20 protein-coding genes are annotated in these 25,982 nt (G+C 45.5%); 14 read left to right on the top strand and 6 right to left on the bottom strand.

The window, feature by feature from the left end; translation table 11 throughout:
- Positions 1-113: 113 nt before the first annotated feature.
- The 4 genes from L5M37_RS05195 to L5M37_RS05180 all read right to left on the bottom strand — a co-directional run bounded on the left by L5M37_RS05195 (position 114) and on the right by L5M37_RS05180 (position 9,351).
- On the bottom strand, positions 114-3,161 hold the full coding sequence (locus L5M37_RS05195; RefSeq protein WP_263199633.1) for an efflux RND transporter permease subunit: 3,048 nt from the start codon (positions 3,159-3,161) through the stop codon (positions 114-116).
- Positions 3,158-6,409 carry an efflux RND transporter permease subunit gene (locus L5M37_RS05190; RefSeq protein WP_263199632.1) on the bottom strand — a complete coding sequence of 1,084 codons (3,252 nt, stop codon included), beginning with the start codon at positions 6,407-6,409 and terminating at the stop codon, positions 3,158-3,160. The genes L5M37_RS05195 and L5M37_RS05190 overlap by 4 nt, the downstream gene beginning before the upstream one ends.
- 12 nt (positions 6,410-6,421) lie before the next feature.
- Positions 6,422-7,486 (bottom strand): efflux RND transporter periplasmic adaptor subunit, encoded by a 1,065-nt coding sequence (locus tag L5M37_RS05185; protein ID WP_212600185.1) that lies wholly within the window; start codon positions 7,484-7,486, stop codon positions 6,422-6,424.
- A gap of 578 nt (positions 7,487-8,064) precedes the next feature.
- The gene (locus tag L5M37_RS05180) at positions 8,065-9,351 is read right to left on the bottom strand and encodes a citrate synthase (RefSeq protein WP_105252697.1); all 1,287 of its coding nucleotides are present in this window, start codon (positions 9,349-9,351) and stop codon (positions 8,065-8,067) included.
- 414 nt (positions 9,352-9,765) lie between these two features.
- Here L5M37_RS05180 and sdhC point away from each other — a divergent pair, with 414 nt between their 5' ends.
- The 10 genes from sdhC to L5M37_RS05130 all read left to right on the top strand — a co-directional run bounded on the left by sdhC (position 9,766) and on the right by L5M37_RS05130 (position 20,800).
- Positions 9,766-10,161 carry a succinate dehydrogenase, cytochrome b556 subunit gene (gene sdhC / locus L5M37_RS05175; RefSeq protein WP_012089416.1) on the top strand — a complete coding sequence of 132 codons (396 nt, stop codon included), beginning with the start codon at positions 9,766-9,768 and terminating at the stop codon, positions 10,159-10,161.
- Positions 10,155-10,502, top strand: coding sequence for a succinate dehydrogenase, hydrophobic membrane anchor protein (gene sdhD / locus L5M37_RS05170; RefSeq protein ID WP_028759700.1), 348 nt, complete (start codon positions 10,155-10,157; stop codon positions 10,500-10,502). Before sdhC ends, sdhD begins: the two co-directional genes overlap by 7 nt.
- Entirely contained in the window at positions 10,503-12,269 is a 1,767-nt protein-coding gene (gene sdhA / locus L5M37_RS05165; protein WP_011847025.1) for a succinate dehydrogenase flavoprotein subunit, read from the top strand.
- Positions 12,270-12,280: 11 nt separating this feature from the next.
- The gene (locus tag L5M37_RS05160) at positions 12,281-12,988 is read left to right on the top strand and encodes a succinate dehydrogenase iron-sulfur subunit (protein ID WP_028759701.1); all 708 of its coding nucleotides are present in this window, start codon (positions 12,281-12,283) and stop codon (positions 12,986-12,988) included.
- Between the two features lie 214 nt (positions 12,989-13,202).
- On the top strand, positions 13,203-16,034 hold the full coding sequence (sucA, locus tag L5M37_RS05155; RefSeq protein WP_028759702.1) for a 2-oxoglutarate dehydrogenase E1 component: 2,832 nt from the start codon (positions 13,203-13,205) through the stop codon (positions 16,032-16,034).
- 31 nt (positions 16,035-16,065) lie between these two features.
- Positions 16,066-17,256, top strand: coding sequence for a 2-oxoglutarate dehydrogenase complex dihydrolipoyllysine-residue succinyltransferase (gene odhB / locus L5M37_RS05150; RefSeq protein WP_105252694.1), 1,191 nt, complete (start codon positions 16,066-16,068; stop codon positions 17,254-17,256).
- A gap of 105 nt (positions 17,257-17,361) precedes the next feature.
- Positions 17,362-18,528 carry an ADP-forming succinate--CoA ligase subunit beta gene (gene sucC, locus L5M37_RS05145; protein ID WP_006081976.1) on the top strand — a complete coding sequence of 389 codons (1,167 nt, stop codon included), beginning with the start codon at positions 17,362-17,364 and terminating at the stop codon, positions 18,526-18,528.
- Complete coding sequence (gene sucD / locus L5M37_RS05140; RefSeq protein WP_028759703.1) at positions 18,528-19,400, top strand: succinate--CoA ligase subunit alpha; 873 nt, start codon at positions 18,528-18,530, stop codon at positions 19,398-19,400. Before sucC ends, sucD begins: the two co-directional genes overlap by 1 nt.
- 399 nt (positions 19,401-19,799) lie before the next feature.
- Positions 19,800-20,207: a nucleoside diphosphate kinase regulator gene (gene rnk / locus L5M37_RS05135; RefSeq protein WP_028759704.1), complete on the top strand. Its 408-nt coding sequence runs from the start codon at positions 19,800-19,802 to the stop codon at positions 20,205-20,207.
- A gap of 95 nt (positions 20,208-20,302) precedes the next feature.
- Positions 20,303-20,800 (top strand): GNAT family N-acetyltransferase, encoded by a 498-nt coding sequence (locus L5M37_RS05130; RefSeq protein ID WP_173244472.1) that lies wholly within the window; start codon positions 20,303-20,305, stop codon positions 20,798-20,800.
- A gap of 83 nt (positions 20,801-20,883) precedes the next feature.
- Here the strand turns inward: L5M37_RS05130 and fur are convergent, their stop codons facing one another.
- On the bottom strand, positions 20,884-21,315 hold the full coding sequence (gene fur / locus L5M37_RS05125) for a ferric iron uptake transcriptional regulator (protein WP_028759706.1): 432 nt from the start codon (positions 21,313-21,315) through the stop codon (positions 20,884-20,886).
- 257 nt (positions 21,316-21,572) lie between these two features.
- Between fur and cobB the strand changes: the two genes are divergently transcribed.
- The 4 genes from cobB to corA all read left to right on the top strand — a co-directional run bounded on the left by cobB (position 21,573) and on the right by corA (position 24,521).
- Positions 21,573-22,304, top strand: a complete 732-nt coding sequence (gene cobB / locus L5M37_RS05120; protein ID WP_028759707.1) for a Sir2 family NAD+-dependent deacetylase — start codon at positions 21,573-21,575, stop codon at positions 22,302-22,304.
- Positions 22,301-22,750: an ATP-binding protein gene (locus tag L5M37_RS05115; protein ID WP_263199631.1), complete on the top strand. Its 450-nt coding sequence runs from the start codon at positions 22,301-22,303 to the stop codon at positions 22,748-22,750. The genes cobB and L5M37_RS05115 overlap by 4 nt, the downstream gene beginning before the upstream one ends.
- Before the next feature lie 324 nt (positions 22,751-23,074).
- A complete protein-coding gene (locus tag L5M37_RS05110) occupies positions 23,075-23,446 on the top strand; it encodes a hypothetical protein (protein WP_168825387.1) in 372 nt (123 codons plus the stop codon).
- A gap of 127 nt (positions 23,447-23,573) precedes the next feature.
- Positions 23,574-24,521, top strand: a complete 948-nt coding sequence (corA, locus tag L5M37_RS05105; RefSeq protein WP_028759710.1) for a magnesium/cobalt transporter CorA — start codon at positions 23,574-23,576, stop codon at positions 24,519-24,521.
- A 188-nt stretch (positions 24,522-24,709) separates the two neighbouring features.
- Here the strand turns inward: corA and L5M37_RS05100 are convergent, their stop codons facing one another.
- A complete protein-coding gene (locus L5M37_RS05100; RefSeq protein WP_028759711.1) occupies positions 24,710-25,972 on the bottom strand; it encodes an HD-GYP domain-containing protein in 1,263 nt (420 codons plus the stop codon).
- Between the last annotated feature and the right edge of the window lie 10 nt (positions 25,973-25,982).

The raw sequence follows: 25,982 nt of genomic DNA, 5'->3' as shown, positions 1-25,982 counted from the left end.
GTAATTCGTAAAAGAAAAAAGGCCGCACAGCAGCCTTTTTATTACAAATTCAATGGCATATTAAGTTGTCGAAGATTGCTGAACTGTTCAAGAACATCAGCTATCCAAGACAACTAAACCGTCCAAGGTAACAGTTTTTTGGCAAAGTGATCGGCTTGGCCTAAGCGAATCGCTGCGCGGTGACGTATCCGATAAAATGCTTGATAGCACAGGGGGACTAAGTACAAGCTAGTCACTGTCGAGAACGATAAGCCACCGATAATGGCGATTGCCATGGGGTAATATGGCGGGCCGCCGCCACCGATTTGGGTATCACCCATTGCCAGTGGGACTAATCCCAGTACTGTTGTACCTACTGTCATTAACACTGGCCGCAAACGGGTGATACACACCTCCCGAATGGTGTCAGACAATTTGTCGAGTTCCGGTGTCATCTGATTGATTTGATCCACTAGAACGATACCGTTGTTCACCACTATCCCCATTAAAATCAAGATACCTATCATTGCCATCACTGAAATAGGGGTGCCTGTGATAAACAGCGCCCAGAATACACCTGTGATGGAAAATAGGATCGAGGTAATAATCGCTGTCGGTAACAGTAGAGATTCAAACAACGCCGCCATAACAATATAAATCATCGCGACAGCCAAGAGCATATTAGTCACCATCACGTTCTGATCTTCATCTTGGCGCTCGAAGCCACCACGGAGTGAATAGTCGTAACCATCGGGGAAACGGATATTTTCCATCACTTGCTTGATCTTAGTTTGCGCCTCTTCTGTGGTGAGGTTTTCTAAGTTAGCCCCAATCGACAGCGAGGTTTGGCGATTGAAGTGTTTGATAGTATCGAAGCGGGGTTGGATCTCAATCTTCGCCAGATTATCTAAGGTGTACACTCTTTGGTCGAGGCGTACTATGGGTAACTGCTTGAGTTTCTCAAGTGATTTTTGCCACTCTTTCTCGTAGGCCATTTCGATGCGCAGCTCGCCATTAGGATCGTGGCGGAAGGATCGTAGCGGTGAACCGCGCAGTGCCATGGAGATACTTGAGGCAATTTCATTGAGTTTTAAATCTAACCGCGCCGCCATTTGTCTATCAATGCGGATAATCACTTCTTGCTGAGCGCCATTAAGCTCGGAGCGAACATCTTGCAATCCTTTGATATTTTGCAACAAAGGAATAACTTGTTCGCTCAAATTAATCAGCTCAGAGGTTGAACGTCCTGTCAGTGTGACTCGCACGCCAGAGTTGTCATTACCCCAGCCAAATTGTGGTTTGGCGATGGAATACTTAGGAAAGCCGCTACGGATTTTCTTTTTTAACTCATCCACTGATATAGGCAAATCTTTCTTTAGGAGGATCACCGATGAGCCATCGTCAGAGGCATAATAGCTGTAGACAGAATCAATATGGAATTCCTCTTTATTGTTATAAAGATACTCTTCCATTTGGTTGATCATTGCCTCAGTAACATTGAGATTATGTCGACCTTCTACTTGGTAGTTAATGTAGATTCGTTCATTGCTCTCGCTGTCTTCTTGATCCTGTTTAACCATAGATAGCGGCAGGGCGGTGGATGCGAGTATCGCTACAGCAATCACGCCTGAACGCCAAGGTCTGAGCAATACCCAATCTAGGGTATTATTGTAAAAACGTTGTAATTTACCCGCATCCTTTTCGGGGGCGATGTTGAAGTGAAACTTAGTCAACATCAAAGGGATTAAGGTTTTTGCGACCAATAGCGACGCGGCGAGTGAGATACAAATCGCAATAGCAACATGCTCTAGAAAAATAGTGATCTCGACTTTTACGCCAAAAATATTAGGTAAAAATACAATGGCGGTTGTCATTGTGCCTGCCAATACCGCCAGAGACACTTTATCGACCCCCGTCATGACTGACTCTTCATTGTCTTTAGGGTGTTTACCTTGTTTTTCCTGCAATACGCTCTCAGTGACAACCACAGCGTTATCAATCAACATACCGACGGCGAGCAGGAGTCCCATCATAGACAGAATATTCAAGCTGTAACCGAGTAGATACATAGCGGCGAGCGTCATACCAATTGAAATAGGTACGGATGACACAACCACTAAAGTCATTTTCAAATTACGCAGGAATAAGTACAGCACTACAAAGGACAGCAGTGCACCGATTAACCCTGAAAGCAGCAAATCCATTAGTGAAGATTTTACTCCAGAGGCTTGATCCTCCATGATAAATAGGCGAATACCTTGGAACTGTTGGTCTTGCTTAGCAAGTTCAATCACCTTCATGACACGGTCTGACACTGCGACTAAGTTAGCGCCAGATTCCTTAAACACATCCAAACCCACGGCATAGTGCTTATCTAAATGTCGACCTTCGATACGTTCAGGTAGGGCAAATTGCACATCGGCGATATCGCCTAAGGTCAATCCGGGGATCAGTACTAGTGCTTTGATATCTTCAAGGTTTCTAAACTCACCCTTAGGTGAAACTTGGTAAACGATATTACTGGCCCTGAGTGTACCTGCGCTCAGCACAAAGTTCTCTCTGCCGAGACGTTGTTGCAAATCTGTGGCTGAAAATCCACTGGCGGCAAGGCGGTCGGCATTGATGCGTACCTCAATTTGCTTTTGCTCAACGCCGTACAGGCTGACCTTAGAGACACCTTCAACACGTTCAAGCGGACGCTTGAGCTGTTTATCGAGTAGATCGAATGCACCTGAAAGCTCACGATCACTTGAGATGCGTATGGTGAGCACAGGCATGTCGGCGGTGGAGAATTGTCGGATAAAGACCCGCTCCACATCCTTGGGCAGTAAATGCCGCACAGCATCGATTTTTTCCCGCGCTTCTAAGCTCTTAGTGGCAACGTTTTCTCCCCACTTCATGTTGATTTCGATTTCGGCGCCTTCTTGGGAGGACTCTGATTCAAGCTCATCAATCCCCCCCATAGTCGCGAGGGATTCCTCCAGTACTTTGGTAATATCGCGTTCCACTTCAGCAGGGGTCGAGCCTTTGTAAGGCACTTCCACCACTATCTGTGGGATATCAATACCGGGGAACATTTCCAGCGGTAATAGGCGACTCGAGGCGAGACCAAACAGCAAGATAGCAAAGAAGAACATGCTGGTGGTTACGGGGCGCTTAATGGCTAAACGGGTGAGGTTCATGGGCGAGCCTCCTCTACGTTTACATGTGAGCCAGTTACTGCGTATTCTTTACGGTCGAATAGGGCATAGAGCACTGGGAGCACTATTAAGGTCAGTAGTGTTGATAAACTCAGACCAAAGATCACCGTAATCGCCATCGGTGCGCGCACCTCTGAGCCATCACCTAGACCTAGCGCCATCGGCAATAAGCCTAAGGTCGTGGTGAGGGTTGTCATCATAATCGGGCGTAGGCGCGATTTAGCTGCATCGCGAATGGCATCAAGTTTTTGAGCACCTTCGCTACGCAGTTGATTGATCCGATCCACAAGCACAATCGCGTTGTTCACGACGATCCCCGCCAACATGATAAGGCCAATAAATACCACCACACTCAAGTTAGTTTGGGTGATATAAAGCCCAAGTACACTGCCACCTAATGCCATAGGTACGGCAAAAAGGATAAGCAAGGGGTGCAGTAGTGATTCAAACTGACTCGCCATGACTAAATACACTAAGAGAATCGCTAAGATAAGGGCAATTTTGAGTGATTGGAATGAGTGCTCCATTTCTTCATTTTGACCACCAAAACGGGCCTGGACCGATGCGGGTAACACTTGTTGCGATAGTATCTGCTGCGCCTGTGCAACCGCATCGCTTAAATCACCATAGGCGAGGTTAGCTGATACGAGAGCTACACGTTGTTGGCTGATGCGGTTAATCGCAGATGGGCCTAATTGTAATGAAACTTCTGCAACTGCGCTTAATGCAATAGGCTGACTGCTATTCGGATTGATGATTAAGGCATCGATATCGCTGATTTGATCCCGTTCCGCGAGTTCACTGCGCACCAGAATATCAATCTTACGGTCACGCACTGTGTATTGACTGGCAACAGTACCACCAACACGTTGGGCAATACGGTTTGCAACCGTTGGCGCATCCATTCCTAGAGCCGCTAACCTTGCATGATCGAAACGGATACTTAGCTCAGGTTGACCATCACGTAGACTGGTGTTCACGTCGGCAAAACGCTCCGAGGCGGATAATGCTTTGACGAGACTATCTGCGCTGCGTTTGAGCAAGTTTAAATCGTAACCTGTGAGCTCAATCTCCAGTGGCGTTTTAAAGCTGAATAACTCAGGTTGCTCAATTTTCGCTTCAAGTTCAGGAATACGGCGCGCAGTATCACGTAATACTTGAGTGACTGCGTTATAGGCACTGTGGTCGTTAAGCACCACTTGCAAGCGGCCCCAGTTTTCCCCCCCGCGGGCAGTATCCGAAGTCATCAAACCGCCGCTACCAGCTTGGCTATAAGCATGTTTAACTTCGGCTCTGTCTTTAATGGACAGTGCAAGTTGCTGTAATATCTTGTCGGTTTCGCTCACTGCCGTACCCGGCGGCAGTAAGATCTCCACGTAAAACTCGCCCTGATTCATTGGCGGAATAAGCTCCATACCAAGTCGCGGTAATAAGCTAATACAAGCGCCTGTTATTGCAATCGTGAGTAACAGTGTTGCTTTTTGTTGGCGCAGCGCCGAGGCCAGAAGCTTGTAATAAACCTTCTCAATACTGTGGTAGACAAAGTTAAATGCTGAGCTTAACGGGCGCATCACTAGACCAATAAGCCATGAGAAGAAGCGGCCTAAAATCAACACTAAGGTCAGTAGTGCACTGGGTAAGTAACTAACAATTAATAGAATAGGAAAGGAAAACACAGTCGCACTATAGTGTTTAAGCTTACCCATTTTAGTGGTGGGTTTATCCTTAGGTGCCGTTTTTATCAGCGCGGGTAAGGTTTTAAAGCCTTCACGTGATGCCAGCATTGGAATGGACGTTAACGCGACTAATAGCGATGCTAACAGTGCAAAAGTGACCGTTAGCGCTTGGTCTGAGAAGAGGGCGCCGGCAATCCCATCCACAAATACTAGCGGCACAAACACCGCAAGAGTGGTGAATGTTGAGGCAAAAATTGCGCCTGCCACTTCTTTAGTCCCCGTCACTGCAGCTTCTAATTTACTCATGCCTTCGCTACGGCAGCGGTCTATGTTCTCTAATACCACAATGGCGTTATCGACCAAGAGACCGATGGCAAGGGCAATACCACCTAATGACATGATGTTTAAGCTGATATCGGCAAAATACATCATGTTAAAGGTGGCGATGACTGAGAAGGGAATCGAGATAGAAATAATCAGTGTCGGGATGATATTACGCAAGAACAGGTAAATCACTAGCATAGATAACAAGCTGCCCATCAGCGCAGAAGAGGTGACTTCGCTGACCGCACTTTCGATAAACTCAGACTGATCGTAAATCACTTCGAGCTTATTTTGCTTAGGGTCTTGATTGATTTTGACGAGTTCATCGCGCAGTTTTTTGGCGACAGCGACAGTATTTGCATCACCTTCTTTATAAATGGCCAGTTCAATCGATTCTTGACTGCCGATGCGGGTGATGTCACTACGCTCCTTGTAGGCATCTGTGATGGTAGCAACTTCGAATAAACGGACTAAAGCTTGCTCATCGCGATAGACGATCACTTGGCCGAGTTCATCTAATGAGTTGAATTGGTTTAGCGTTCGTACTAAGTATTCGCGATCACCTTGGATCACTTTACCCGCAGAGAGGTTGATGTTTTCCTCATTAATACGACGTTTAATATCATCGGCATTGAGATTGAGCTGCGACAGTTTTTCTTGATTGAGCTGAATATGCACTTCTTGCTCTAGGCCGCCAGATAAACGCACTGCGGCGACCCCAGATAGCGCCTCTAAACGACGCTTAAGCTCTTCCTCTGCATAGGTGCGCATTTGTTTGAGATCGGCTTCTGAGGCATTGGGCACAGACAGCGCAAGACGCATAATGGGGTCGAGATTGGGGTTAAAACGCAGTAATAAGGGCTTTTTAACATCAAGTGGCAGAGCGATAGTATCGAGCTTTTCACGTACATCTAAACTCGCCATATCCATTGTTGTGCCCCATTCAAACTCAAGCACCACATCTGACATGCCTGAGCGCGAAATAGAACTGATTTTACGTAAGCCTTTGACCACGCCAACGGCTTCTTCAATTGGTTTAGAGACGAGCTGTTCGACTTCAACTGGCGCCGCACCGTCATACATAGTGCGAATGGTTAATGTGGGATAGCTTAAGTCTGGCAGTAACTTCACCGCTAGGCGGGAAAATCCCACCATACCGAATAAAATCACTGCCAGCATGAACATCCATACCGTGACTGGCCGTTTAACGGAAGTGCTGATAATTGACATGAAAGGCTCCTATCAGTTCTTAGCGGAAGCAAGATCGAGTGGGGTGATCACTTCGACTAAGGATTGGTCTTTCAAGTTTTGCTGGCCACGGGTAACGACTTGCTCACCGGGGTTAATACCTGTAATCACTTCTACCGAATCACCTTCACGGTAGCCAATTTCGACTTCACGACGGTTCGCATTGGTACCATCAATAACATAAAGCGCTTGTTTGTTGTCTTGGTTAATCAAGGCGCTGTAGGGAACAGTAATCACGTTCTCGTGGGTATCGTATTTGAGCTCAACCCGGGTAAACATGCCAGCTTTAAGGCGCGCCTCTTGATTTGGCACAGCAAGTGTCACCTTAAAGGTGCCACTTTGTGGGTCCACAATCGGGCTTATGCGCAACACTTTGGCGTGGATAGCATTCTTGCTATGTTGATTACTAAACACTTGTGCTTCTTGGCCGAGTTTTAAGCTCGCAAGCTGTTGCTCTGGCAAATGAACTATACCGTGGAGTTCATCTTGGTTGACTATATAAAACAAGTCGCCAAATTCCTTCGCCATATTGCCAGCTTTCACATAGCGTTTAGCAACTACACCGCTGATAGGGGACAGTACGCGGCTTTCTTTTACTTGCAGTTCGGCGAGATCTTTTTTAGCGATAGCGGCTTGCAAGTTATATTCAAGTTTGGCCATTGAATCCGCGCTGATAAATTCTCTGTTGCTCATTTTCTTCAGACGATTTAATTCTTGTTCGATGATTTTGACTTCGGCTTCTGAGCGGTCTAAATCATATTGCTGCCTCTTGGCATCAATAACAGCGAGCACTTGGCCCTTTTGAATGCGGTCACCTTCTTCAACAGCGAGAGATTCAATGAGTCCTGATATACGACTCACTACATTGGCTTCCTGTGGCGCTTCTAAGGTGGCAGTTGTACTGTAAAAAGAAGAAACGTTTCCTTGCATCACTGTAGTGGTTTCGACGGGAATGGCATATTTTTCTTCTTTTTTGACCACTTCTTCCTCACCACAGGCTGCTAGCATCGAAATCATTAGCAGTGGCAGGGTGAATTGAGCAATTTTTGACTTTTCCATAAGAATGTTACCTGTTGTCTTTATTGTGATGTCAGTTGTTAGCAGAAACCATGCCAATACTTAAAGTTGTTTAATTTCAGTCTATTAGTCGTATTTTTGGCTAAGTGTGATTTGTGATTCTTACTAAATGTAGCCAAAAGGTTTAAAAAGTGATGAGAATAACTAAGCGCGGTTAATTAAGATTACACAAGTGCGCAATTGCAACAATGTATTTTGTCAGGAGAGGTAATACCAATCGTATTAAATATCTGTACATTCAGCGGGAGTTCAACGCGCTTTAGACAAGGTGAAGGCTTGAAGGCATAGTGGTGCTCTGTCGAAAGCCTTGAACGCAGTATAAAGCGCTTTGCCATGTAGTGAACATCAGCCGCTCTTCGGGAGCCTCACAGACATCCCACTCCGGTGTTGCATTGACTTAAAAGGGAATAACCCTTTCTGCGTCAATGCGCCTTGGATTGAAATGCCTGTGAGGCTCTGAACTGATTAGATATTTAATGTGATTGGTATAAGTTTAAAAGAGGATTATTTGAAATGAAAAAAGCGCCCTTAGGCGCTTTTTAATGCGTAAGTCGTGGGACTTAGCGTTTGTCTTGTGCGACGAAATCACGCGCAGTTTCACCAGTATATAACTGACGTGGACGGCTGATTTTGTGGCCTGGTTGATCTAACATTTCTTTCCAGTGAGCAATCCAGCCTACAGTACGTGCCAGTGCAAATAGCACAGTGAACATACTGGTTGGAATACCAATGGCTTTCATAATGATGCCAGAGTAGAAGTCGACGTTTGGATACAGCTTTTTAGAAATGAAGTATTCGTCTTCAAGTGCAATGCGCTCAAGCTCCATTGCCACATCCAAGAGTGGATCTTGTACTTTCAGTTCTTTCAGCACTTCATGACAGGTTTCACGCATCACTTTGGCTCGTGGGTCAAAGTTTTTGTAAACACGGTGTCCAAAGCCCATCAGACGGAAAGGATCATTTTTATCTTTAGCGCGTTCAATGAATTCAGGAATACGGTCTACTGAACCGATTTCTTCTAACATTTGCAAACAGGCTTCGTTAGCGCCGCCGTGTGCAGGGCCCCAAAGAGATGCGATACCCGCTGCGATACACGCAAATGGGTTTGCACCTGAAGAACCGGCTAAACGTACTGTTGAAGTCGATGCGTTTTGTTCATGATCTGCATGTAAAATGAAGATCCTGTCCATTGCACGTTCAACAATAGGGTTCACGACGTATTCTTCGCACGGTACAGCAAACATCATGCTTAAGAAGTTGCCTGCATAGCTTAAGTCATTACGTGGGTACACGAATGGCTGGCCTGAAGAATACTTGTAGCACATGGCTGCTATCGTAGGCATTTTTGAGACTAAGCGATAAGCGGCGATTTCGCGGTGACGTGGATCGTTAACATCCAGAGAGTCTTGGTAAAATGCAGATAATGCACCCGTCACACCACATAACATGGCCATAGGATGTGCATCACGACGGAAACCTCTAAAGAAGAAGGCTAGCTGCTCGTGAACCATAGTGTGGGTTTTAACTGTATGTACAAACTCAGTATATTGCGCTTTGGTCGGCAGTTCACCGTAAAGCAGCAAATAACACAGGTCTAGGTAATCGGAGTCAACGGCAAGTTGATCGATTGGATAGCCACGGTGTAACAATATACCTAGATCACCATCAATATAGGTAATTGCAGATTCACAGGAGGCAGTCGCAAGAAAACCTGGATCAAAAGTAAAGTAACCTTTGCTGCCAAGTTTACTGATATCGATTACGTCAAAACCAGCGGTTCCCTGCTTTACTGGCAATTCTATCGAGTCGTTCCCTGGTAATTCTAATTTGGCTTTTAAATCAGCCATACCCCGTTCTCCTTACTTAGTTCTTATCTGTGAGTGCGGCATGTCAAACCGCCATTACTTTACAGCCATTCTAGATCACATTTCAATTTAAATAAGCGTTTAAATTTGTTAGACCATGGTATAAAAGCCTTTACTTTTCTATTTGTAACTGGCACTTACAGTAAAAAATAGTCAAAAAAACATAATTTGCATTCTGTGATGTTTGTATTTGACATTTGCCGCGAGTATACTTGCCTCGCCCAATAAGGGCCGCAAACAACGATTATAAAGCACCCTTTGTTTACATGTTAAATGAGTGCGTGCTCAGATAGTTAACTGTTTGTTTAAACTTTGCTTTTGTGTTTACTTTTGCAGTGATCAACCTCCTGTTTAAAGTTTGTACAAAAGCGGTTCACATAACAAAAAAAATGCTCAATGGAGCTGAGTGAGCAGAACGTGAAAAAGCAAAGACCTGTCCATTTAGATCTGCAGACCATTCGCTTTCCTGCAACAGCGATTGTGTCAATTCTTCACCGTGTTTCCGGTGTCATCATGCTGTTCGCAGTTGGCATTCTCATTTGGTTGCTAAATTCATCTTTAGCATCAGCTGAAAGTTTCGCTGGCGTACAGTCTCTATTCGATAACTTCGTGATGAAGTTTATCCTGTGGGGCATTATGACTGCACTGGCGTATCACTTGTTTGGTGGCCTGCGCCACTTAGTAATGGATACCGGTCGTTGGGAAGAATTGTCATCGGGTGCCGCATCAGCGAAAGCTGTATTTGCCTTAACGGTAGCCTTTTCAATCATAGCGGGGATCTGGGTATGGTAACCAATGCAGCAAGTTTTGGACGCAGTGGTGTTCATGACTATATTCTACTACGCGCTAGTGCAGTGATCCTCGCCTGTTACACCATTTTCTTGGTTGGCTTTATTGCATGTAGTTCCCCTCTCACCTACGACGTCTGGCATGGCCTATTTAGTGCTCTGCCAATGAAAGTGTTTACACTTCTGACGCTGGTAGCCTTATTAGTACATGCTTGGATTGGTGTATGGCAAGTGCTGACAGATTACGTTAAGTGCACGTCGTTACGTGGTGTTTTACAGTTCACCTTTGTCGTTACCGTATTTTGTTATTTAGCGGCCGGCATTGTTATTGTGTGGGGTGTCTAAGTGAGTATTCCAGTACGCGAATTTGATGCTGTAGTGATCGGTGCCGGTGGCGCTGGTATGCGTGCAGCGCTGCAGATTTCCAAAGAAGGTAAAAGCTGTGCGCTTTTATCAAAAGTATTCCCAACCCGTTCTCATACCGTATCTGCGCAGGGTGGTATCACTGTTGCGTTAGGTAACGCCCATGAAGATCATTGGGAACAACACATGTACGATACCGTGAAAGGTTCCGATTTTATCGGTGACCAAGAAGCGATCGAGTTCATGTGTAAAACCGGTCCTGAAGCCGTGATTGAACTTGAGCAAATGGGTTTGCCTTTCTCTCGTTTCGAAAATGGTACGATTTACCAACGTCCATTTGGTGGTCAATCTAAGAACTTTGGTGGCGAGCAGGCTGCGCGTACTGCGGCAGCTGCCGACCGTACTGGTCATGCTTTGCTTCACTGTTTATACCAACAAAACGTTAAGCATAAGACGCAAGTCTTCTCAGAATGGTATGCATTAGATCTCGTTAAAAACGATGATGGCGCCGTTGTGGGTTGTACTGCGATTGAAATTGAAACGGGCGATATCGTTTATTTCAAAGCTAAAGCAACGATTCTTGCGACCGGTGGTGCAGGGCGTATTTACGCTTCGACGACTAACGCGCATATCAACACCGGTGACGGCGTAGGTATGGCAATGCGTGCTGGCGTACAAATGCAAGACATGGAAATGTGGCAATTCCACCCAACTGGCATCGCCGGCGCGGGTGTACTTGTGACTGAAGGTTGTCGTGGTGAAGGCGGTTATCTGCTGAACAAAGACGGCGAGCGTTTCATGGAGCGTTATGCCCCTAACGCGAAAGATTTGGCATCACGCGACGTGGTAGCACGTTCTATGATGACTGAAATCCGCGAAGGTCGTGGTTTAGACGGTCCATTAGGCCCACACTGTTTGCTGAAGCTTGATCACTTAGGTAAAGAAACATTAGAAGCACGTTTACCAGGCGTGTGTGAATTGTCTCGTACTTTTGCCCATATCGATCCAGCCGATGGTCCAATTCCAGTACTACCAACGTGTCACTATATGATGGGCGGTCTACCAACTAAGGTCAGTGGTCAAGTTATTCGTAAGAATGAAGACGGCACTGAACAAGATGTTATTGGTCTGTTCGCTGTGGGTGAGATTGCCTGTGTATCTGTACATGGTGCAAACCGTTTAGGTGGTAACTCACTGCTTGACTTAGTGGTCTTTGGCCGCGCAGCGGGTCAGCATTTAGGTAAAGCTTTGGATGAGACTGACGATCCAAAAGACGCAAGTGATGCAGATATTCAAGCCTCTCTGGCTCGTCTGAATCGTTGGGAAAGCAACAAAGATGGCGAAGATCCAGCGCAAATCCGTAAGGATCTGCAACTGTGTATGCAATTAAACTTCTCTGTATTCCGCCGTGGCGATGCTATGGCTGAAGGGTTAGAGCAGTTGAAAGTGATTCGTGAACGTCTTGCAAATGCTAAATTGTCTGATAACTCTCGTGAATTCAATACTCAACGTATTGAATGTTTAGAGTTAGATAACTTGATGGCAACGGCAATCGCCACGGCTTACGCGGCTAACTTCCGTACTGAAAGCCGCGGTGCTCACTCACGTGAAGATTATTTAGAGCGTGATGATGAGAACTGGTTATGCCACAGCTTATTTGACCCAATCACTGAAACGATGGATCGTCGTGCAGTGAACATGGCACCTAAGTTACGTGAAGCATTCCCGCCGAAGAAACGTACCTACTAGGAGTTGCAAAGATGAAATTGACATTTGCAGTTTATCGCTACAATCCTGACGTAGATACTAAACCGTATATGCAGGATTACAGCTTAGAAGTGGCTGAAGGCTCTGACATGATGGTGCTCGATGCACTGATCAAGTTGAAAGAGCAAGATCCGACTTTGTCATTCCGTCGCTCATGCCGTGAAGGCGTGTGTGGTTCAGACGGCGTGAACATGAATGGTAAGAATGGTCTGGCGTGTATTACTCCAATTTCAACCTTTAAAGGCAAGAAATTAGAAATACGTCCATTACCAGGCATGCCAGTTGTTCGTGACTTAGTTGTTGATTTAACTCAGTTCTATAAGCAGTATGAGAAGATCAAGCCTTACCTCATCAATGATGAGAAACAACCTGCTCGTGAACACTTACAATCCCCTGAAGAGCGTGCTCATTTAGATGGTTTGTACGAATGTATCATGTGTGCCTGTTGTTCTACGGCTTGCCCATCATTCTGGTGGAATCCTGATAAGTTTATCGGTCCAAGCGGTCTGCTTCATGCATATCGTTTCTTGATCGACAGTCGCGATACAGCTACAGAAGAACGTTTATCTGAGCTGGACGACGCCTATAGCGTGTTCCGTTGCCATGGCATCATGAACTGCGTTGACGTTTGTCCAAAAGGTCTTAATCCGACTAAAGCAATTGGTCATATTAAGTCCATGCTGTTGAAGCGAGCAGTGTAATGCGAGAACCCGAGCTGAAACCAATAATAATATAGCTCTTGAAGAGTCACTTTCTGGTAGCAGAAGGTGACTCTTTTGCGTATGTAATGGAAGACAACGCGCCGTATATCTGGACATCTAGGGGCGGCAGAAATTATGCGTCGAAGGTAATCTCTACAGACTGCATATTTAATACTATGGCTAAGCACGTGTATAAAGTTTGAAAGGAATAGAAATGCACCAAGGCATCATGAAAGCCTGGCTCGAATCATCTCACTTAAGTGGTGCAAATTCGACCTACGTAGAAGAGATGTATGAAGCCTATCAAGAAGACCCACAGTCAGTCGCTGATGATTGGCGTGCGGTATTTGATAATCTCCCTCCTGTGAACGGTGCCTCTGTTGATGCGCCTGAAGCTGCTCACTCAAAAGTACGTGATTATTTTCGCAGTTTAGCGTTAGAAGGTCGCCATAAGAGCTCAGCTCGTGTGACGGATCCTGAAATGGATGCTAAACAAGTTAAAGTCCTGCAATTAATTAACGCCCATCGTTTCCGTGGTCACCAAGGTGCTAATCTTGATCCCCTCGAACTGTGGAAACGTGAACCCGTAGCTGATTTAGATCCTGCCTTCCACGGCTTGACTAAAGAAGACATGGAACGTGAGTTTAATACAGGTTCTTTTGCTCATGGTGGCGAAACCATGAAGCTCGCGGATTTGGTAAAAGCGCTGAAAGCCACCTACTGTGGTTCTATCGGTGCTGAATATATGCACATTACCGATACCGATGAGAAACGCTGGATCCAACAACGTCTCGAACCTTCCTTAGGTAAAGCTAACTACGATAAAAGTGTTAAGACACGCATTCTTGAAGGCCTTAACGCCGCAGAAGGTATTGAAAAATACTTAGGTGCTAAATTCCCTGGTGCGAAACGTTTCTCGTTAGAAGGCGGTGATGCGTTAGTGCCTATGATGCGCGAAATTATTTATCGTGCAGGTGAAGCCGGTACTAAAGAAATCGTCGTCGGTATGGCTCACCGTGGTCGTCTGAACGTGTTAGTGAACGTATTAGGTAAGCGTCCAGCTGAACTGTTTGACGAGTTCGCGGGTAAGCATGCTGATACCCACGGTTCTGGTGATGTTAAGTACCACCAAGGTTTCTCCTCTGATTTCGAAACGCCGGGTGGCAATGTGCATTTAGCACTGGCCTTCAACCCATCGCACCTTGAAATCGTTAACCCTGTGGTCATCGGTTCTGTACGTGCCCGTCAAGACCGTCGTGGTTGTAAGGATGGCTTGCAAGTCATGCCTATTACTATTCATGGTGACTCTGCCATTGCGGGTCAAGGGATAGTACAAGAGACATTCAACATGTCTCAAACCCGTGGCTTTAAAGTCGGCGGCAGTATTCGCATCGTAGTGAACAACCAAGTGGGTTTCACGACGTCTAACCATGCGGACACTCGTTCGACTGAATACTGTACTGACATCGCTAAGATGGTTCAGGCACCGATTTTCCACGTTAACTCTGATGATCCCGAAGCCGTTGCTTTTGTGTCGCAGTTAGCCGTTGATTATCGTAACGAGTTCAAACGTGATGTGGTGGTTGAATTGGTCTGTTATCGCCGTCATGGCCATAACGAAGCCGATGAGCCAAGTGCAACTCAGCCGCTGATGTATGCCAAGATCAAGAAACACCCAACGCCACGTAAGATTTATGCAGACAAGCTAATCGCTGAAAACGTGATGGCAGCTGATGATGTGACTGGTCTTATCAATAATTACCGTGATGCATTAGATCAAGGTGATTGTGTGGTTAAAGAATGGCGCCCAATGACGCTGCATTCTGTTGACTGGACTCCGTATATCGGTCGTGAGTGGGACGAAGCGTATCAAGCCTCTATGTCGGCTGAGCGTTTACAAAGTCTGGCTGACAAACTGAGCTATGTACCTGAAAGTCATCCATTGCAATCACGGGTTGCTAAGATTTATAGCGACCGTTTAGCGATGGCAAAAGGCGAGAAGCCACTCGATTGGGGTTTTGCAGAAACGCTGGCTTATGCCTCAATTCTGGAAGACAACAAGCGTGTACGTATTACAGGTCAGGATTCTGGCCGCGGTACTTTCTTCCATCGTCATGCTGTATTGCACAATCAAAACGATGGCACGACTTACATGCCACTGCGCAATATTGCTGATGAACAAGGCCCAATTGATATTACTGACTCAGTATTATCTGAAGCCTCAGTACTGGCGTTTGAGTATGGTTATGCCACAGCAGAACCCGGCGGATTGACTATTTGGGAAGCCCAGTTTGGTGACTTTGCTAACTGTGCCCAAGTGGTAATCGATCAGTTCTTGTCATCGGGTGAGCAGAAGTGGGGCCGTTTATGTGGTCTGACTATGCTGTTACCCCATGGCTATGAAGGTCAAGGCCCTGAGCATTCAAGCGCCCGTTTAGAGCGTTTCTTGCAGATGTGTGCTAACCACAATATGCAAGTGTGTGTGCCTTCAACACCTGCACAGGTCTACCATATGTTGCGCCGCCAAGTGGTGCGTCCTATGCGTCGTCCACTTATTGTTATGTCGCCTAAGTCATTACTACGTCATCCATTAGCGGTTTCAAGCTTGGAAGAATTAGCCAATGGCAGTTTCCAAAATGTGATCGGTGAAATCGATACGTTGGAAGCAAGCAAGGTTGACCGAGTTGTCTTCTGCAGTGGTAAGGTTTACTTCGAGCTGCTGGAAAAACGTCGTAAAGAAAATATCACTAACGTAGCGTTAATCCGTGTCGAACAGTTATATCCGTTCCCACATGATGAAATGATCGTTGCTTTGGCTGATTACCAACATGTGAAAGATTTTGTTTGGTGTCAGGAAGAGCCACAGAACCAAGGTGCTTGGTACTCTAGTCAACACCATTTCTGGGCCGCGGTTCCTGCAGGTGCACAGTTAACTTATGCTGGTCGTGAAGCGTCAGCTGCACCAGCGTGTGGTTACCCTGAGTTGCACACACATCAGCAAGAATCTTTAGTGAACAGTGCCCTGAAACTTACAATCACACTGTAGTAATAGACATTTTATAAAAGGATAGTTTTTCATGAGTATCGAAATCAAGGTACCCGTACTACCAGAATCTGTTGCCGATGCCACGATTGCCACTTGGCATGTGAAAGTGGGCGAGCAAGTTTCTCGTGATCAAAACCTGGTTGATATTGAAACCGATAAAGTGGTTCTTGAAGTGGTTGCGCCAGAAGATGGCCACATTGGCGAGTTTTTGTTTGAAGAAGGCGCCACTGTTCTGGGTGAACAAGTGATCGCTAAATTCATCGCCGGTGCTGTATCGGGCAAAGAAGTCACTAAAGCGCAAGCTGAAGCGGCAACGCCTGTAGCTGAAACTAGCGATGAAAGCAGTGATGCGTTAAGCCCATCTGTACGCCGTTTACTGGCTGAGCACAATGTTGATGCCAGCAAAGTAAAAGGCACTGGTGTGGGTGGTCGTATTACGAAAGAAGACGTAGAAGCCTTCGTTAAGTCTGCCCCTAAAGCTGCGGCGCCAGCAGCACCTGCTGTAGCTCCGTTAGCGGCTGGCCGTAGCGAGAAGCGCGTGCCAATGACACGTCTGCGTAAGACAATCGCAAACCGCTTGTTAGAAGCGAAAAACTCTACCGCTATGCTCACGACGTTTAACGAAGTGAACATGAAGCCAATCATGGATATCCGTAAGCAATACCAAGATATCTTTGAAAAGCGCCACGGTATCCGTTTAGGCTTTATGTCTTTCTACATCAAAGCCGTGACTGAAGCGCTGAAACGTTTCCCAGAAGTCAACGCGTCTATTGATGGCGACGATATCGTCTATCACAACTACTTCGACATCAGCATTGCAGTATCAACACCACGTGGTCTGGTAACACCAGTGTTACGTGACACAGATACCATGAACTTAGCTGAAATCGAAAAAGCAGTTCGTGACTTAGCCCTTAAAGGCCGTGACGGTAAGCTGACTGTGGCTGACATGACTGGCGGTAACTTCACTGTGACTAACGGTGGTGTTTTCGGTTCACTGATGTCTACACCGATCCTTAACCTGCCACAAAGTGCGATTTTAGGCATGCATGCCATTAAAGATCGCCCAATGGCAGTCAATGGTCAGGTTGAAATCCTGCCCATGATGTACCTAGCACTCTCATATGACCATCGTATTGTTGATGGCCGTGAGTCTGTTGGTTTCTTGGTTGCGATTAAAGACTTCCTAGAAGACCCAACTCGTCTGCTGCTTGATCTGTAACACAACTCGATAAGAGATTGCGCTTAAAGAAATAGCCAGACATACCCTCGTGACTGGCCCAAACGGGCCAGTTGGATTTGATTAGAAGTATACGGATAGATCATCATGAATTTGCATGAGTATCAGGCAAAATCCTTATTTGCCGAATATGGTTTACCAGTGTCAGAAGGTTTTGCATGTGATACAGCCCAAGAAGCTGTAGAAGCGGCAGGCCATATTGGCGGAAATTTATGGGTTGTTAAGTGTCAAGTACACGCAGGCGGCCGCGGTAAAGCAGGTGGCGTTAAAGTCACTGGCGATAAAGAAGAAATCAGAGCCTTTGCCGAACACTGGTTAGGCAAAAATCTGGTGACTTATCAAACTGATGAGAAAGGCCAGCCAGTTGCTAAAATTTTAGTAGAAAGCTGTACCGACATTGCTAACGAACTGTACTTAGGTGCCGTTGTTGACCGCGCGACTCGTCGTGTTGTGTTCATGGCGTCGACTGAAGGTGGTGTTGAAATTGAGAAAGTGGCAGAAGAAACGCCAGAACTCATCCACACTGCAATCATAGATCCTTTGACTGGCCCACAAGGTTATCAAGCACGTGATCTTGGCTTCAAGTTAGGTTTAAACCCAACTCAAATGAAGCAGTTCACTAAGATTTTCATGGGTCTGGCGACTATGTTCGTTGATCATGATTTCGCATTGCTTGAAATCAACCCACTGGTTATTACCACTGAAGGTAACCTACACTGCCTAGACGGTAAAATCGGTATCGACGGTAACGCACTTTATCGTCAACCAAAAATCAAAGGCATGCACGATCCATCACAGGATGATGCCCGCGAAGCTCACGCTGCTAAGTTCGAGCTGAACTACGTTGCATTAGACGGTAACGTTGGCTGTATGGTGAACGGTGCAGGTCTGGCGATGGGTACTATGGATATCGTTAACTTACACGGTGGCAAGCCAGCGAACTTCTTAGACGTAGGCGGCGGCGCGACGAAAGAACGTGTAGCAGAAGCATTCAAAATCATTCTGTCTGACAGCAATGTGAAAGCGGTTCTGGTTAACATTTTCGGCGGTATCGTACGTTGTGACATGATCGCAGAAGGTATTATCGGCGCAGTTAAAGAAGTGGGCGTTAAAGTACCTGTTGTGGTTCGTTTAGAAGGTACTAACGCTGAACTTGGCCGTGAAGTATTAGCTAAATCAGGTCTAGATATCATTGCAGCTACCAGTCTAACTGACGCGGCTGAGCAAGTAGTTAAAGCTGCGGAGGGCAAATAATGTCTGTCTTAATCAATAAAGATACCAAGGTAATTTGCCAAGGTTTCACTGGCGGTCAAGGTACATTCCACTCACAACAAGCTATCGATTACGGTACGCAAATGGTGGGCGGTGTGTCTCCTGGTAAAGGTGGTCAAACTCACTTAGGTCTGCCAGTGTTTAACACTGTGAAAGACGCTGTGGCTGCGACTGGTGCGACTGCTTCTGTGATCTATGTTCCGGCTCCGTTCTGTAAGGATGCCATTCTTGAAGCTATCGACGGTGGCATCGAGCTTATCGTTTGTATCACTGAAGGCATTCCTACACTGGACATGCTGCAAGTTAAAGTGAAGCTTGAAGAAACTGGCGTTCGCATGATCGGCCCTAACTGCCCAGGTGTTATCACCCCAGGTGAATGTAAGATCGGCATTATGCCAGGTCACATCCACTTAAAAGGCAAAGTGGGCATCGTTTCTCGTTCAGGTACTCTGACTTATGAAGCGGTTAAGCAAACAACGGATGAAGGTTTCGGCCAATCTACTTGCGTAGGTATTGGTGGTGACCCAATTCCAGGTACTAGCTTCATTGATGTACTGGAAATGTTCCAAAACGATCCACAGACTGAAGCGATCGTTATGATCGGTGAAATCGGTGGTAACGCTGAGGAAGATGCGGCGGCTTTCATTAAAGCACACGTGACTAAGCCTGTTGTGTCTTATATTGCGGGTGTCACTGCACCTGCAGGTAAGCGTATGGGCCATGCTGGCGCGATTATCGCTGGCGGTAAAGGTACTGCAGAAGACAAATTTGCTGCATTAGAAGCAGCGGGCGTGACAACTGTCCGCTCGCTTGCTGATATCGGCAAAGCGCTGCGTATTCGTACAGGTTGGTAAGCTAACCTTTCGAATATAAAAGGCGCCTAAGGCGCCTTTTTTATTGGCTGTAATTTCGGCAGCTAAGCGCAGTAAATCATAGGAATGGGATTGAGCTAACACCATGAAGACTAGATATTTTTGCTTCTACGGGTTAGATTGATGCTTCTCTACTACGCGCTCGTCTGTGTCATTGGCGAGGATAATGTGAGTAGAGCCATTAACCATGAGCTAAGTGCTTATGGCTTCAGTGCTGTTCTGCAAAAAATCTTGAACTCAAATTTATTTAACACGGTTGCAGTCTATCGTTGCGAGCGTATTTGTTTTATGGGGCTTATCGCATTGGGGGAGGGTAAGCAACAGAGTCGATGTTAGCCACAGTAACGGCTTAAACATCACATTTTTTACGAGGGAAAAATTGTGAAAACACCTAAAATCATTATTTCGGAAATTGACTTAGAAAGACTAGAGCGATTATTGGAGTCACTGCCGGCAAATGCGTTTCCGGGCAAAGCGGCATTGGAGGCTGAATTAGACAGAGCCGATATTGTGCCTGCATCACAGGTGCCCGCGAATGTGGTGACCATGAATTCAGAAGTGAAGTTTAGCGTTTCATCCAGTAATGAGACTTTCTGTTTACGTTTAGTGTATCCAAAAGACGTGAACGGCGCGGGCACGATTTCTATTTTGGCGCCAGTGGGCAGCGCATTATTAGGGCTCTCTCAAGGTGATGAAATTGAATGGCCAGGTCCGGGTGGTTCTATGGTAAAAGTGCGTATTGAAGAAATCCTGTATCAGCCTGAGCGCAGTGGTGATTTCCACCGTTAAGCTTGAGGTATTGGCGTAGTGTCGTTGACGTTACGCCAGTGCACTTTAAGCGAACCATTGGTTGATTTTTAAGTGCCATTTTTGAAGGAGCAAAGATGATAACCCAAACTGAACGGTTAATTATTCGACCATTTACTGAGCAAGATTGTGAAGCGCTTTATTTGATGAACAGTAATCCCGAGATGCTAAAGTACATTCCCACCGCGGCATTTACAGCTCGCGAGCAGGCGGTTGAGTTGTTTCACAAGGTGATCCAAGTCGATTATCTGCAACATGGTTTTGGTCGTTGGGCGGTAGAGCATAAAGCTGATAAGCGGGTGATTGGTTTTTGTGGTCCGAAATTTATTCCAGAATTCAGCGAAGTCGAACTGGGTTATCGTTATTTCCCTGAGTATTGGGGAACTGGAATTGGTACTGAGGCCGCATTTGCTGCATTAGCCGAATTTAAACGTTTTGGCATTGACCAGACGATTGCACTTATCTTAGCAGGGAATCTCGGTTCTGAAGGTGTGGCTAAGCGTGTGGGCATGCATTGGCGTGAGCAAAATGAGTTTATGGGCCATAAAGTGAATATCTACGCCAAGGTGTTATAGCGGTTTACCCGTAAACATCATCTAATAAAAAACCAGCCTTAGGCTGGTTTTTTGCTTAATTCTTTATAAACACAATGGCCGACTTAGGCGTCGTTATGCTCACAGGTATCGTTGGTGCAAGTGCCGTACAAATATAAGCTGTGATTAGTCAACTTAATGTTGTGTTTCATGGCAATTTCATCTTGACGACGTTCGATGACTTCATCTGAAAACTCAATCACTTTGCCACACGATAGGCAAACTAAGTGATCATGATGATGCTGAGTCGATAGTTCGAAAACGGCTTTACCGCTCTCAAAATGATGGCGACTGACAATACCTGCATCATCAAATTGGTTTAACACACGGTAGACGGTGGCTAGACCAATTTCTTCACCGATATCGAGCAGCTTCTTGTACAAATCTTCTGCACTGATATGTTGGTTTTCAGGTCCTTGCATCAGTTCTAGGATCTTGACTCGTGGCAGGGTAATTTTCAAACCCGCTTTTTTTAGCGCTTGATTTCCATCTGTCATTGCTAATCTCTTGATTGCAGAACCAATAGGTTCATCCGTGGATAGTGTTTGCCATTATAGGTGCTCAGGTTGAAAACTTAAACCTTTGTTCTGGCTTTCTAGGGCGATATGCAGATAAATTGTGTCAATAGGCGTTAAATCACAATATTTTGCGGCAATTCAAGCATAGTTTTTGTATGGTTATACCAAGGAATAATATTCACGGCTGCCAAAGTCAGTGAGAATAATTCAAATAAATAAAATAATAAGGAATCGGCATGTACCAGCAAATTGTGGTGTTAACCGGCGCAGGGATCTCTGCTGAGTCGGGTTTACGCACCTTTCGCGATCAAGATGGTCTGTGGGAAGAGCATCATATTGAAGACGTTGCTACACCAGAAGGGTATGAGCGTGATGCTGAATTGGTAGAGCGATTTTACAATAGTCGTTGGTTGCAACTGCATAGTGGCACGGTTGAACCCAATGCAGCGCATGTGGCCTTAGCAAAGTTGGAAGCGGACTTTAAAGGTCAATTACTTATCATCACACAAAATATTGATGATCTGCATGAGCGTGCGGGCTCGCGTCGTCTATTGCATATGCACGGTGAATTATCCAAAGGCCGTTGTCCGCGCTCACGTCAGACCTTTATTTTACGTGAGCCCTTTGGTGCCGATAATTGCTGTACTTGTTGTATTCCGGCCCAGCGATTACGCCCCCATGTGGTGTGGTTTGGTGAAATGCCCTTAGGGATGGATCGAATTCACGATGCGCTGGATAACTGCGACTTGTTTATTGCCATTGGCACCTCTGGCACTGTGTATCCTGCCGCGGGCTTTGTGGATACAGCTAACCATCATGGGGCTCAAACAGTCGAAGTGAATATGATGGCACCCGATAGACACAGTCAGTTTCAATATCACCTCACAGGAAAAGCGGGGGAGTTAGTGCCTCAGTTGGTTGATACCATTTTAGCGGGTCGAGTGATTGGCAGTGAGTCGAACACATGAGCGAAAAAGTTGCGATTATAATGCGTGGCTTACCGGGCAGTGGTAAGTCACATTGGGTTGAAACTTACATTCTTTCCCTTCCTTTAGAAAAAGCCATTGGCGTGCGGCAACGTGGCGTATTTTCGACCGATAGTTTTTTCTACCATGAAGATGAATACCGTTTCGATGCCAAGAAATTACCTGAGTTTCATCAATGTAATTTGACGGGGTTTATTCTGGCACTTTCTTCAAGCGAGCCCGTGGTTATTTGTGACAATACCAATCTGTGCCACTGGGAATACATGGCCTATGAAGCGGCGGCAAAAGCCTTAGGTTATCAAGTTAGAATTGTGCTTGTGGGTGAACCAAGCAGTCTGGCTCATCAGCAGGAATGCGCGAAACGCAATCGCCACGGCGTTCCTTTGGCACAAATTCAGCGGATGGCGAAGGGATTTGAAGATTTTTAATTTCAGGTACTTACTTATGTTGAGTGTTGTGATCTGTAGCAATCAATTTTAGGTATAGGTCCCGCAGTGTTTTCGCCCTGTCATAAGTCTGTTGTACTCTGTTTCAACGTTCTGCTTTGTCTATGTCTATGTGCATGTGTATGGCTCGTACATTCGCCTTGTCTATTTGACTGTGCACTTTAAGCTTGATCCCAAAGACAGTTTATCCACATAAGTCTGCGTATAATGCGCTAACTTGTGTGGCATTGAAGGGTCAATGCAAGATTGCTGCTGGCTTGATCGAGACCATTGAGCACAAGCGGACGTTTATCAGAGGAAAGAGCCATGCTCATTAAAATTTTACTAACAGTCTTAGTCATTGCTGGCGCTTGGTTTTTACTGGTGAAACGCAAGCGTCAGATTGAACCTCTGGCAGTTAATCTCAGTTCAAAGCGTTTTAGTGAACCGCTGTGGCGCCGATACCTGTTGACGGGTGTGTTTGTGGTGATTGGATTTAGCCTACTGAGTTACAGTGTTTGGTATTGGCGCGATCAGCATAGAATTGTCACTGTGAGAATTGTGTCACCGAATGCCGACAATAACGGCGAGTATCGTGTGCGAAAAGGGGATATCTCAGACTCGAAAATGGTCACTATCGATGGCATCCATATTCGCTTTTCGACCCAAGAACGGTTGGCTATTATCGAAACCGATTAAGGCATATTTATTTTACTAAATTACCTTGCACGCCTTTTCATTGCCAACTTATGCGGTAAACTAGCGACAATTTTTTAGCCTGCACTTAAGTGGAATCGTTAACTTAAGTTTTTTTTCAGGAGGACAAATGATTACTGCTTATGTCTATGATAATCGTCACCTTACTGTGACAGAGCTCGGCATACTGGACAGTATTCCCGCATCGACCATTTGGTTAGATCTGTATAAACCCGATGATGAGGAGCGAGAGTGGTTAAGTCATTTTTCTGTTGAAGAAGTGCCTGACGAAGAAGATATTAATGAAATTGAGGCCTCGGCACGTTTTTATCAAAACAGTGACGGCTTGCATATTAATTCATTATTCCCACAGCGTGTCGGCCAAGATGTGCGCGGCGTTAACGTTTCCTTCAACCTTCGTAGCAATTTTTTACTGACAATTCGTGAAGAAGACGTAGGTCTTATCCGTTTGCTGCGTAACTATTTGCGTTTAGGGCGGTTAGAAGTATCGACACCGCAGGAATTGTTTCTCGAATTATTTAATCTGAAAGTGGATTATCTATCTGACTTAATTGAAGACGTTTACACTGTACTTGAAAATGTCGGTGAGCAAGTATTTGATAACGATGAACTTGACGATGTATTTAAGCTCATCACTCTGCAAGAAGACTCTAATGGTAAAATTCGATTAAGTTTGCTCGATACTCAGCGTTCACTGCGTTATATGCAGCGTTATTATCGTGGCCAGTTATCCGATGAACATTTAAAGGACTTGCGGGAAATGTTGTCGGATATCGAGTCGCTGATGCCCCACAGTCAGTTTATTTTCGATAAGTTAAACTTTCTGCTCGATGCGGCCATGGGTTTCAGTGGTCTGCAACAGAACAAAATCATCAAAATCTTCTCGGTTGCCGCAGTGGTGTTTCTACCACCGACCTTGATTGCCAGTAGTTATGGGATGAACTTTACCAGCATGCCTGAGCTTGAGTGGCAATACGGTTATCCTATGGCGATTGTGATGATGTTAGCCAGTGCCGCAGGTACTTACTTCTTCTTTAAACGTAAGCATTGGTTATAAGCCTGGCGCGAGCTGTGTTTATTTCTTGAATTAACAATAAGGGTCGAATGCAATATTCGACCCTTATTGTTATCACTTTTATTAATCATGTTCATTCAATGACTTTTATTCAATGAGTGAGACTCGATGACTTTGCTTAAATGAGTGAAGCTCGTTAGACATAATCGTTAAGCCAGTTTCTTAATCAACTACTTACGACTATCGCCGCCAAAGTAGTAACTCACTCGCTCGCGCGGATTCAAATACTCGTGGACTTTTTCAGGAAGCGCCGCAGGTGGTAAGCAGCGCACTATGCTGATCCCTTCAATTTCCAGATCAACGATAGGCGCCTGATCTTTAGGCACTAAGGCATCGTAAACCAATATTTTTGGACATAGCAGTTTAGTTAAGTTAACCGACATCACCATGGCATATTGACCGCTGGATAATTCCACCACACTGCCTGGGGGGTAAATGCCCAGCATCTTGATCATCTTGCCAATATACTCTTGATTTAGCTTAGTTTTATATTGCTTATACAAATGCCCTAGTGCGGCGTAGGGCATTCTGGCTTTGCCCTGTTGGCTTGGGTAACACAAGGAGTCATATTCGTTCACTACCGCAATCAGTTGCGATACCTTATCGAGAGCCTCTTCCTTTAGGCCTTTGGGATAACCACTGCCATCGAGAAACTCGTGGTGATTGGTGATTGCAGGTAAGGCTGCTTGGGGAAAATTATCGGCTAATTTGAGCAGTTCAATCCCAAGTAATGGATGCTGCTTGATAAAATTAAGCTCTGGTGCTGACCAAGGTGTCGATTTTTTTAGAATTTGTGGTGGGATTTTTAATTTACCCACGTCGTGGAACAGGGCACTGAGACCGACCGTTTCGATTTCACTTCTATCCCATTCCATTTCTTTGGCGATCAGCATAGAGAGGATAGCAACATTCAAGGAGTGGTAGTAAATGCTTTCATCCTGCTTAGCATCACTCATCAAATGCAGCACTAAGTTATCTGAGTTGAGCAGCTGTTCGACTATGGTGTGCACCAAATCTTTGGCGTCATCGACCGCATTTAAGGGGCGATTACGTAACTTAGAGATGAGGCTGCGCATCATGGCTACTGAGCGGGTAAAATTTTGCTCAGTTTTATTAATGTCACGGCGTAATTTTTTTTGTACTTCGATTTGCTCAGCCTTGTATTGATCCATGTCGTTTTTAAGCACATTGATTTCAGCACTTGGCGGCAATTTGATAGGGTTGACCGCATCAGCATGTATCGGGGCGACGTCGCTGCGTTCTAAATCGACGATGACATGTTCGATGCCCAGATTTTTAATCAACTCGATTTGTGCAGCTTGTTTAATATGAAAGCTACTGAATAAAAAGGGATGATCTTTCCAAGCCACGGGCAAACGCACAAAGTTGCCGACTTGAAGTTGATGGACTGAGACTTTACAGCTTTTTTTCATATTCTTGTTA

Origin of the sequence: Shewanella sp. SM69 (assembly GCF_025653985.1) — a bacterium.
In the GTDB taxonomy this organism is placed as follows: domain Bacteria; phylum Pseudomonadota; class Gammaproteobacteria; order Enterobacterales; family Shewanellaceae; genus Shewanella; species Shewanella oncorhynchi.
The sequence above is the reverse complement of the archived record's forward strand: the minus strand, read 5'-3'. Positions and strand labels throughout refer to the sequence as shown.